The organism is Ruthenibacterium intestinale, assembly GCF_040096265.1.
GTDB lineage: Bacteria > Bacillota > Clostridia > Oscillospirales > Ruminococcaceae > Ruthenibacterium > Ruthenibacterium komagatae.
In genome coordinates this window covers 17,380-27,003 of the sequence record NZ_JBBMFA010000083.1, presented here as the reverse complement: position 1 = coordinate 27,003, position 9,624 = coordinate 17,380, and the positions used below count along the sequence as shown (strand labels likewise).

Sequence of the window (9,624 nt, the reverse complement as noted above, 5' to 3'; positions counted from 1 at the left end):
CCCCCTGCATCCCGCGGGATGCAGGGGGCGCTTTTGCGTTTGAGGCTCAGTCGGAGGGCATGGCGCCTTCCACAAAGCTGCGCACATCGTCGCTGAGGGTCTTCACGTTGTCCTCGCCGATGTAGATCATGTGGCCCGAGGGATAGCCCTTCAGGGACACCCGGTCCATGGGCAGGCCCGCGTGGTTCAGCATGTAATAGATGATGCCGATGTGGGTGGCCGTGTCGTAGTAGCCGTTGGTGAAGAACACCCGCAGCCCGTGCATGCGGCACATGGCGTTGCGCAGCTGCTCGCCGGTGGTGCCCATGGGGGCCTCCCGGTTCCAGCGATCCTTCTTGGTAAACATGTCGTACATGCAGGCCGCGGGCACGTACACCCGGTCCAGATGAATGTTCAGCTTGGGGAAGATCACGCCCGTGAGCACGCCGAAGAAAAACGCGCCGTACCGGTCGCTGGAGGCGTCGTCGTACACGCCCGTCACGTTCTCCACGGCCTCGGGCACGTAGCGCGGCCGGGTGATGCGGCCGTCGAACCGGGCCACCGAAGCGCCCTTCTCTTTGATGACTTCCAGCCGGAAGCTCTCGTCGTCGATGCGCAGGGCCCGGTCGGTCAGGTACTGGCGGGAGACGCCGGTGAAGTCCTGGATCTGCCGGATCACGTCTTCGCGCTCGTCCCCGGTCAGGGACTCGCCCCGGTACAGCGCCGTCAGGTAGGTGGTGTCCGCGAAGGCGCGGGCCCGCTTCACAAACGCTTCCAGCGTCTCTTCCGTGGGGTGGTTGTGATACCAGTGAATGGCGGCGTAGGAGGGGAAGGCCACCACGGCGTGCTCCACCGGGACCTCCCGCTCGAAGTATTTGCCCGTGGTCACGGTGTTGCCGATCATGACGATGCCGTCAAAGGCCAGCGCGTAGGAGCGCTCGTGGCTGCGGGTGGCCGCGATGCCTGCCGCAGTGGCGGCACGGGTGCAGCCGTAGCTCTCACCGATCAGGTATTTGGGGCTGGTCCAGCGGCCATAGCGGTGCAGCCACTTTTCAATGAACACCAGCAGGGCCTCGGCGTCCTCTTCAATGCCGTAGAACTTGTCGGCGCTGTTCTCGTCCAGCAGCACGCCGTAGCCGGTGCCCACCGGGTCCACCAGAACGATGTCCGCAATGTCCAGCAGGCAGTCGGGGTTGTCCATGGACTTGTAGGGCGGCAGCGAGGTGGCCCGGTCCGTCTCCTCGTAGAACACGCGGGTGGTGCCCAAAAAGCCCGCATGCACGTACATGGAGGAGGAGCCGGGGCCGCCGTTGAAGCCGAACAGCACCGGGCGGTTGGCCACATCCTTCACGTCGGAGCGGAAATACGAGTAGGAGAAAATGGACGCGATGGGCTTGCCGGACGCGTCGTAGAACACGTTGTCCTCGCTGACCGTGTGGTAGGGGATCTGCTGTCCCCGCAGCTGGATCTCGCCGTCGGACTCAAACCGGGCGGGCGCGAAGGTGGCGGGGTCGAACTTTTCTGTGATGTACATGTGCTTCAAACCTCCTTGTTTGTTGTCTCAGCAGTCCTGCCGGCGGATGACGCCGCCGGGCAGCGCGCCGGTGTGCTGTCCGTTGCGAAGAACGGGCGTGCCGTTGACCAGCACGTGCTCGATGCCCTCGGGATACACCGCGGGGTCCAGCACGTTCTCGTTGGTCTTCAGGCGGTCCCAGTCGATGACCAGCACGTCCGCCTGCTTGCCGGGCGCCAGTGTGCCGCGCTTTTGGAAGTGCAGAATTTCCGCCGGGCGGCCGGTGAGCTTGTAGATCATCTGCTCCCGGTCATCCCCGCCCAGCTCGGTCAAAAACTTGATGAAACCGCAGTAGGTGTTGGGGTTGGGTTTGTTGCCGGGGCTTTCGGGGTCGTAGGCCACGGTGGAGTCCAGGCCGAACACAAAGGTGTCGTTGCCCAGGGTGGCCTTGGGATGACCCACAAAGGTCTTGACGCTCTCGGCGTTGGCGTCGTGCACGGCGCGGAAGATCTGGGTGTGGCAGTCCAGCAGCAGAAGGTCGAACAGCGCTTCCAGCGTCTCCTTGCCCATCATGACGCCCACCTGTTTGGCGGTTTTGCCCTCGTACTGCTTTTCGGCGCAGCGCATGATTTTGATTTCCTCTTCCCACTCCGGCTGGACCTTGGGGTTCAGAATGTAATAAGTACCGCCGTAGATGGCGTCCCGAATCTGCTTGCGGTAGTCCAGCTTGGTCAGGTTGTGCAAAAACAGGGTGATGCCGCCGGTGAACTTGTACCAGGGGCGGAACAGGGTGATCAGGTCCGGGGCGATCATGGTGCCGCCCGTGGAGTTGGGGATCACGTCAAAGCCCGCACGCACGCCCCGGGCCACGTACTCGTCAATGACCTGCAGGGTGCGCTGGGACGCCGCCCGCTGCAGGAAATCGTCGTTGGCCGGGTACAGCTCGTACCCTTTGGACAGATGGGAGATCTGCACCTGAATGTCGTTGCGCAGGCCGATCTCCAGAATTTCGATGATGCCGTCGATCTTCTTCTGGCGCTTGGGCGTGCCCACCCGGGGGCCGGTCTTGCGCCAGTGGGCGAACAGAATGCCGTTGTCCTGCTTCAGTTCCCGGCTCATCTCCAGCAGCTCCTCGGTGTCGGAGAAGATGCCCGGCTCGTAGTCCAGACCCACGGACATGCCGAAGGCGCCCGCGTCCAGCGCCTCGTGGATGTACTCTTTCAGCTGTTCCTTCTCCTGCGGGGTGGGCTTGCGCAGGCCGTCCGGCCCCATCACGTTCATGCGGATGGTGCTGTAGCCCAGCACGGTCACGATGTTGCCGGAAGTGCCGTGGGCGTCCACCGCGTCCAGCCACTCGTGGAAGGTGTGCCAGCTGGGGTCGAAGCCGCAGTGCTTGCGGATCAGGGGAATGGCGTCCTCGCTGAGTGCGTAGTAATCCTCGTTGTACATGTCCGCGTACAGCTTGGGGGTCAATTCGTCAAAAATGTCCCGCATGGCCTGATTGGCCAGCCAGTATTTGCCGATGGGCGCGATGGACTGGCCGCACATGCAGCCCACAAAGGTGGTGATGCCCTGGTGCAGCATGCTGTCCATGGTGGGGTAGCCCAGCAGGGTCTGGTCCGCATGGGAGTGCATTTCGATGAAGCCCGGAGTGACCACCTTGCCCCGGGCGTCGATGACCTGGGCGGCGCTTTCGCCGCTCAGATCGCCAATGGCTGCAATTTGATCGCCGCGGATGCCCACGTCGGCCCGCACGGCCGCGGCACCGGTCCCGTCGATCACGGTGCCGCCCTGAATCAGAATGTCATACATAGGGCCGCCTCATTTCTTGTCCCATACCTGGCGGAACACGCGCATCAGGTTGCCGCCCAGCACTTTTTCAATGTCGGCCTGGCCGAAGCCGCGGGCCAGCATGTGGTCCACCAGGTTGTCCCACTCGTCGAAGTAGTTGAAGCCCTGCACGTGCTTCTGGTTGCCGTCAAACTTGCCGAACCAGTTGGGGCAGGTGCGCTCGAACTCCACACGGCCCATCAGGTAATCCAGGGTGGGACGTTTCCAGCGGTCGGTGCCGATGCCGATGTAATCGATGCCCACCAGATCCGCCACGTGGGCGATGTGGTCGATGTACCGGTCCACGGTGGGCCAGGTGCTCTGGTCCTCGTTGCACATGACGCTGTGGGGGCACAGGCAGATCACGCCGCCCTTGGCCGCCAGCGCTTTGATCTGCTCGTCGTTGGCGTTGCGGGTGTGCTTGGCCACGTCGTAGCAGGAGGAGTGGGAGAAGATCACCGGGTCCGAAGAGGTGGCGATGGCGTCCAGCGAGGTGCGGCGGCCCACGTGGGACAAGTCGATCAGCATGCCCACCCGGTTCATTTCATAAATGCACTGCTGGCCAAAGCGGGTCAGGCCCGTGTCGTTGCCCTCAAAGGCGCCGGAGCCGATGTGGCACTGCTGGTTGTAGGTCAGCTGCACGATCTTCAGGCCCAGACGGTTCAAAAGCGAGATGTAGCGCAGGTCCTGCTCGAAGCAGAAGGCGCCCTGGGTGCTCATGATCACGGCCAGCTTGCCCTCGGCCTTGGCCCGCTCGATGTCGGCGGAATGGGTGGCGATGATCACCTTGTCCGGGCAGGTCTCTTCCAACAGATAATATTGATGGATGGCTTTGCAGCACTCGGTGAAGGAACAGGGGTAGTTGTCGTCCACGATGGTGGTGCTGATGGCTGTGACGCCGCCCTCCAGCAGGATGTCCACAATGTTTCTCCCCGGCGCACAATCGAAGGGGGGATCGGTGAACAGGCCATGGAACAGCGAGTCAATGGCATAGGACTCTTTCAGGATGCGGGATGCCTCTGCGGATACGTTCTTCATGAAAAAACCTCCTTGTACTGCAATGTTTAGCGGCTGCAATACTCTATTTGTAATTTGTTTTATTATTTCACAAAGAAAAAGGAAAATCAATATCGAATAATATACGATATTTTTTGTTTTTTGGGGGTTGATTTTTGCACGAAAAATCATTGACAAACCAATGTTTAGTGATTATAATGGGATAAAACTTAACACAAAAAACATGGTTTTTTCACAAAAATGGACCAGTTTGTTGTGAAAGTGCAACAAGAATTAGTCGAAAGTTTGTGAAACATGCACCATGTGCGCGAACCGCGTACAGATTCGGCGCGGCGCTGTGAAAAAAAGAATATATCATATAGGATTTTCAGCAAAAAGGAGAGATGGGCCGTGAAGTTTGTCTTTAACGAAGAAAAAAATGAAGAGATGCGCCATATTCTGATGATGCGGCCCACGGTGGAAGAGGGCGAAAAGCTGCTGGCCAAGGACGAGACCGATGCGGCCGCCTGGTACGTGTACGGCACGGCGCTGGGCCTGCAGGGCGATTACGACAAAGCGGTGGAGGCCTATTCCCACGGCATTGCGTATGACCCGTTTTACGCGCCCAACTACTTCGGCCGCGGCCGCAAGCTGAACGTCAGCGGTCACTTCTGGCAGGCCGTGGCGGATTTCACCATGGCCATCCATCTGGACTCCGACAACTGGACCTACTGGTACTACCGTGCCACGGCTTTGAATATGAAGGGCCACGTGGAGGAATCCATTGACGATTTCAAAAAGTGCATTTCCCTGACCGCTCCCCAGGAGCATTACCCCCTGGCGGACTGGCTGTACACTTCCAACGTGGAACTGGGCCGGTACAAAGAGGCTGAGGAGAGTTTGAATCTGGTGGACGCTTCGGTGGAGGCACCGCAGATGGATTACGGTTACCGCCGGTCGGTCCTCCTTTATAAAGGAATCGTGAAACCGGAAGAGTTTATCGATATTCCGCTGCTGGAAAAGAATGTCCTTCCCCAGAAGGACCGGGTGCGGATGGAGCTGAATGGTTTGTACTACAGCCTGTACTGCTACTGGCTGGTCCACGGTGAACCGGAAAAGGCCAAGGATGCCATCCGCGAGCTGCTGAAGGTGGCATATCCCGGCGCGTTTGCCCACACCAAGGCGATCCCCATTGCCAAGCGGCTGGGCCTTCTGGAGTAAGGCGCGCAAAGTTCATAAAGGCACATTGCAGAAAATTCAACAAAGGCGTTTGAATCTGCATAGTGGGAAACTATGCGTTCGAACGCCTTTTTATTAAAAGAAAGAATCATATAGGATATACGAGTTTTACAAAGGCGGTGTGATGGATGAAGTTCGTGTACAACGAGGAGAAAAATGAGGAAATGCGTCGCATGCTGATGATGCAGCCCACGGTGGAAGAGGGCAAGGCGCTGCTGGAAAAAGACGAGACCGACGCCTATGCCTGGTACGTCTACGGCAAGGCCCTGGGTCTGCAGCAGGACTATGAGGGCGCCATCGAGGCCCATTCCCAAGGGATCGTGTACGACCCGTTCTACGCGCCCAACTACTTCGGGCGGGGCAGCAAGATGAGCCTGACAGGCCGCACCTGGAGCGCCATCGCCGACTACAGCGTAGCGCTGCATCTGGACTCCGACAACTGGCTGTACTGGTATTACCGCGCCACCACCCTGAACCTGGCGGGCCACCTGGAAGAGTCCATCGACGACTTCCGCCAGTGCATGAAGGTGTCTGACCCCCATGAGCACTATCCGCTGGCCCACTGGATCTACACGGCCTATGTGGAGCTGGGCAAGTTCGCCGAGGCGGAAAAGAGTCTGGAGCTGATCGACGCCACGCTGGAGCCGCCCCAGATGGACTATGGCTACTGCCGCGCCGTGCGCCTGTACAAGGGCATGATCAAGCCCGAGGACTACATAGAGCCCGACATGAAGGACAAGGTCCTGCCCCGGTAGAACCGCGTGACCCTGGAGCTGACCGGCATGTACTACGGCCTGTATTGCTACTGGACGCTGCACGGCGATCCGGAGAAGGCCAAGGACGCCATCCGCAACGTGCTGAAGTCGGCTTACCCCGGCGCCTTCGGCTACACCAAGGCCCTCCCCGTGGCGAAAAAGCTGGGGCTGCTGTAACAGAAAACAAACTCCGCGGCCCAGTGGGCCGCGGGGTGGATAAAAAACAGGAGGCTGTTGAAAATGAAATTTGTGTACAACGAGGAGAAAAACGAGGCAATGCGTCACATTCTGATGATGCAGCCCACCGTGGAAGAAGCCAAGGCGAAACTGGACAAGGACGATACCGACGCCGCCGCCTGGTATGAGTACGGCACCGCCCTGAGCCTGGTGGGCAAGTACGAAGAGGCCCTTGAGGCACATTCTCACGGCATTGCCTACGACCCGTTCTATGCGCCCAACTACTTCGGACGCGGCCGCCGTCAGAACGCCGTGGGCCGCACCTGGGCCGCTCTGGCGGACTTCACCGTGGCCATCCACCTGGATTCCGACTGCTGGACCTACTGGTACTATCGTGCCACCACTCTGAACCTGAACGGACATCTGGAAGAGTCCATCGACGACTTCCGTGAGTGCATGCGTCTGTCCAACCCCGCAGAGCACTATCCGCTGATCCACTGGATCTACACCACCTATGTGCAGCTGGGCAAATTCGACGAGGCCGAGAAGACCCTGGATCTGATCGACGCCACCGTGGAGCCGCCCCAGATGGACTACGGCTACTGCCGCGCCGTCCGCCTGTACAAAGGTCTGGTCAAACCCGAGGAGTTTGTAGAGCCGGATATGAAGGACAAGGTCCTGCCCCGCGAGAACCGCGTGAACCTGGAGCTGAACGGCATGTACTACGGCCTGTACTGCTACTGGACGCTGCACGGCGACGCGGAGAAGGCGGCCGACGCCATCCGTCAGCTGATGAAAGTGGCCTATCCCGGCGCCTTCGGCTACACCAAGGGCCTGCCCATCGCCAAGAAACTGGGCATCGTCGAATAAGACAAGGGGGATCTTCTGATGATTGAATATGTGGATCCGGCCCCGACCTTTTGCCGGGCCGTAAAACACAACGGTGTCATCTATTTCAGCGGACACTGTGACGGCAAAAAGCACGACACCATCGCCGGCCAGACACAGGCTTTGTGCGAGCGGTATGAAGAGCTGCTGGAACAGCACGGCAGCGACAAGGACCATCTGCTGTTTGTGACCATTTACATCTCGGACCTCTCGTTGAAAGATGAGATGAACAAAGTTTGGGACGCGTGGCTGAACCCCGGCCATGCCCCCGCCCGGGTCTGCGTGGAAGCGAAGATCCCGGAGGGCTACTTCCTCGAAATGAGCGTTGTGGCCGCGTTGAAATAAAACGCACTCCCGGAGAGAGTGTGCGCAGGTGCACTCTCTCCGCTTTCTTTTGAAAACCGGCCCGGCCTTTGGTCGGGAATCTATATTATTGCGAACTGCGGGAGAAATAATATGCTGAGATATATCGCCAAGAGAATGTTGCAGTTGATCCCCACGTTGATCCTGGTGTCTATCATTGTATTTCTGATGGTCCGGTTCATTCCTGGAGATCCCATTACCTTATTGTACGGCGTGTCGGAAAGCGGCGGTACCAGCGAGGAATATCTGGAATCCATGCGTGAGATGTACGGCTTGAACGACCCGCTGATCGTCCAGTATTTCCGCTGGATTCTGGGCTTCTTCAAGGGCGACATGGGCACGTCCCTGCTCACCCACAAAACCGTTCTGGAAGAGCTGACCAACCGCTATCAGTACACCATCATTCTGGCGGTGGGCGGCACCGTGGTCGGCTCCATCATCGGCGTGATCTGCGGCATCATCGCCGCCACGTTCCACAACAAGCTGGGCGACAACGTGGTCATGGTCATCTCCATGATCGCCGTTTCGGTTCCGTCCTTCTTCCTGGCCATGCTGCTGATGCTTTACTTCTGTCTGCATCTGGGCGTTCTGCCAAGCCTTGGCCTGCGATCGTGGAAGCATGCCATTCTTCCCGTGGCGACGCTGGGCCTGGGCGCTGTGGGTATGATCGCCCGCACCACCCGGTCGTCCATGCTGGACGTGATCAACCAGGACTACATCCGCACGGCCCGGGCCTACGGCACGTCCAAGTTCAAAATCATCACCCAGTACGCGTTTAAAAACGCCCTGATCCCCGTTCTGACGGCCATCGGCCTGCGTTTCGGCAGCCTGCTGGCGGGCGCGGCGCTGGTGGAGACCATCTTCACCATCCCCGGCATCGGCAGCTTTTTGGTGGACAGCGTCAACGGGCGCGACTATCCCGCCATTCAAAGCACGGTTCTGGTCCTGGCGGCCTCCTTCGTGCTTGTGAACACCCTGGTGGACATCATCTACGGTCTTGTGGACCCGCGTGTCAAGTACAATTAAGGAGGAAGCACACATGAAATCACCCATTGTGAAGCGCTTTTTAAAGCGCAAGGTTTCCATTGTGGGACTGGTCATTCTGGCCATCTTCTTCCTGATGGCGACCATCGGCCCCTTCCTGTGCCAGTACGATCCCCTGGCCCAGGACACCACCATCATCAGCCAGGGCCCCAGCGCCGAGCACTGGTTCGGCACCGACTATCTGGGCCGTGACACCTTCACCCGTATCGTCTACGGCGCCCGGGTCTCCCTTTCCATCAGCTTTGCGGGCGTGTTCTCCGGCTGCCTGGTGGGCATCATCCTGGGCGTGTGGGCCGGCTACTTCGGCGGCTGGGTCGACGCGGTCATCTCCCGTCTCATTGACGTGCTGCTGGCCTTCCCGGGGCTTTTGCTGGCCATCGTCATCGTGGCCATTCTGGGCAACGGCACTCAGAACACCGTCATCGCCATTGCCGTGTTCGCGGTGCCATCCATCGCGCGCATGGTTCGCGGCGTGGTCATTTCCAATAAGGACGCCCAGTACATCGGCGCGGCCCGCGTCATGGGCGAGTCCAACAGCCGCATCATCCTGACCCACATCATTCCCAACTCCGTGTCGCAGATCATCGTCAACGTCACGCTGAACCTGGGCACCGCGATCCTGACTTCCTCTTCGCTGTCCTTCCTGGGCATGGGCGTTCAGCCCCCCAGCCCGGAATGGGGCGCCATGCTGAACAAAGCAAAGGAAGTTCTGCGCGTGAACCCGTGGGAAGCGGTGTTCCCGGGCCTGGTGATCACGCTGGTCGTGATGAGCTTCAGCCTGGTGGGCGACGGCCTGCGCGACGCGCTGGACCCCAAACTGAAGAACGTATCCTAACCACG

At 59.5% G+C, this 9,624-nt stretch carries 10 protein-coding genes; 7 read left to right on the top strand and 3 right to left on the bottom strand.

The annotated features are described in order from the left end of the window. Positions 1 to 46: 46 nt before the first annotated feature. From WMO24_RS07145 to WMO24_RS07135, 3 genes are read right to left on the bottom strand one after another with little or no spacing between them, the layout of a single operon-like run. The gene (locus WMO24_RS07145; RefSeq protein WP_349215669.1) at positions 47 to 1,513 is read right to left on the bottom strand and encodes a S10 family serine carboxypeptidase-like protein; all 1,467 of its coding nucleotides are present in this window, start codon (positions 1,511 to 1,513) and stop codon (positions 47 to 49) included. A 27-nt stretch (positions 1,514 to 1,540) separates the two neighbouring features. Next, positions 1,541 to 3,304, bottom strand: a complete 1,764-nt coding sequence (locus WMO24_RS07140) for an N-acyl-D-amino-acid deacylase family protein (RefSeq protein WP_349215667.1) — start codon at positions 3,302 to 3,304, stop codon at positions 1,541 to 1,543. Positions 3,305 to 3,313: 9 nt separating this feature from the next. Beyond that, on the bottom strand, positions 3,314 to 4,360 hold the full coding sequence (locus WMO24_RS07135) for a dipeptidase (RefSeq protein WP_349215666.1): 1,047 nt from the start codon (positions 4,358 to 4,360) through the stop codon (positions 3,314 to 3,316). A 369-nt stretch (positions 4,361 to 4,729) separates the two neighbouring features. On the opposite strand from WMO24_RS07135, the gene WMO24_RS07130 reads away from it, so the two are divergent. From WMO24_RS07130 to WMO24_RS07100, 7 genes are all read left to right on the top strand, one after another. Then, the gene (locus WMO24_RS07130) at positions 4,730 to 5,539 is read left to right on the top strand and encodes a tetratricopeptide repeat protein (RefSeq protein ID WP_349215665.1); all 810 of its coding nucleotides are present in this window, start codon (positions 4,730 to 4,732) and stop codon (positions 5,537 to 5,539) included. A 146-nt stretch (positions 5,540 to 5,685) separates the two neighbouring features. Then, entirely contained in the window at positions 5,686 to 6,312 is a 627-nt protein-coding gene (locus tag WMO24_RS07125; protein WP_349215663.1) for a tetratricopeptide repeat protein, read from the top strand. Between the two features lie 6 nt (positions 6,313 to 6,318). Next, complete coding sequence (locus WMO24_RS07120; RefSeq protein WP_349215661.1) at positions 6,319 to 6,489, top strand: hypothetical protein; 171 nt, start codon at positions 6,319 to 6,321, stop codon at positions 6,487 to 6,489. 63 nt (positions 6,490 to 6,552) lie between these two features. Then, positions 6,553 to 7,359, top strand: a complete 807-nt coding sequence (locus WMO24_RS07115) for a tetratricopeptide repeat protein (RefSeq protein WP_349215660.1) — start codon at positions 6,553 to 6,555, stop codon at positions 7,357 to 7,359. 18 nt (positions 7,360 to 7,377) lie between these two features. Next, positions 7,378 to 7,722, top strand: a complete 345-nt coding sequence (locus WMO24_RS07110) for a RidA family protein (RefSeq protein ID WP_349215659.1) — start codon at positions 7,378 to 7,380, stop codon at positions 7,720 to 7,722. A gap of 111 nt (positions 7,723 to 7,833) precedes the next feature. Then, the gene (locus WMO24_RS07105) at positions 7,834 to 8,766 is read left to right on the top strand and encodes an ABC transporter permease (RefSeq protein WP_349215658.1); all 933 of its coding nucleotides are present in this window, start codon (positions 7,834 to 7,836) and stop codon (positions 8,764 to 8,766) included. 13 nt (positions 8,767 to 8,779) lie between these two features. Continuing rightward, positions 8,780 to 9,619 (top strand): ABC transporter permease, encoded by an 840-nt coding sequence (locus WMO24_RS07100; protein WP_349215657.1) that lies wholly within the window; start codon positions 8,780 to 8,782, stop codon positions 9,617 to 9,619. Positions 9,620 to 9,624: the final 5 nt, after the last annotated feature.

What these genes read in the sequence shown, in the direction of transcription:
- WMO24_RS07125 (WP_349215663.1), top strand. Translation starts at nt 5,686, where the DNA reads ATGAAGTTCGTGTACAACGAGGAGAAAAATGAGGAAATGCGTCGCATG.
- WMO24_RS07105 (WP_349215658.1), top strand. Translation starts at nt 7,834, where the DNA reads ATGCTGAGATATATCGCCAAGAGAATGTTGCAGTTGATCCCCACGTTG.
- WMO24_RS07100 (WP_349215657.1), top strand. Translation starts at nt 8,780, where the DNA reads ATGAAATCACCCATTGTGAAGCGCTTTTTAAAGCGCAAGGTTTCCATT.
- WMO24_RS07110 (WP_349215659.1), top strand. Translation starts at nt 7,378, where the DNA reads ATGATTGAATATGTGGATCCGGCCCCGACCTTTTGCCGGGCCGTAAAA.
- WMO24_RS07115 (WP_349215660.1), top strand. Translation starts at nt 6,553, where the DNA reads ATGAAATTTGTGTACAACGAGGAGAAAAACGAGGCAATGCGTCACATT.
- WMO24_RS07145 (WP_349215669.1), bottom strand. Translation starts at nt 1,513, where the DNA reads ATGTACATCACAGAAAAGTTCGACCCCGCCACCTTCGCGCCCGCCCGG.
- WMO24_RS07135 (WP_349215666.1), bottom strand. Translation starts at nt 4,360, where the DNA reads ATGAAGAACGTATCCGCAGAGGCATCCCGCATCCTGAAAGAGTCCTAT.
- WMO24_RS07140 (WP_349215667.1), bottom strand. Translation starts at nt 3,304, where the DNA reads ATGTATGACATTCTGATTCAGGGCGGCACCGTGATCGACGGGACCGGT.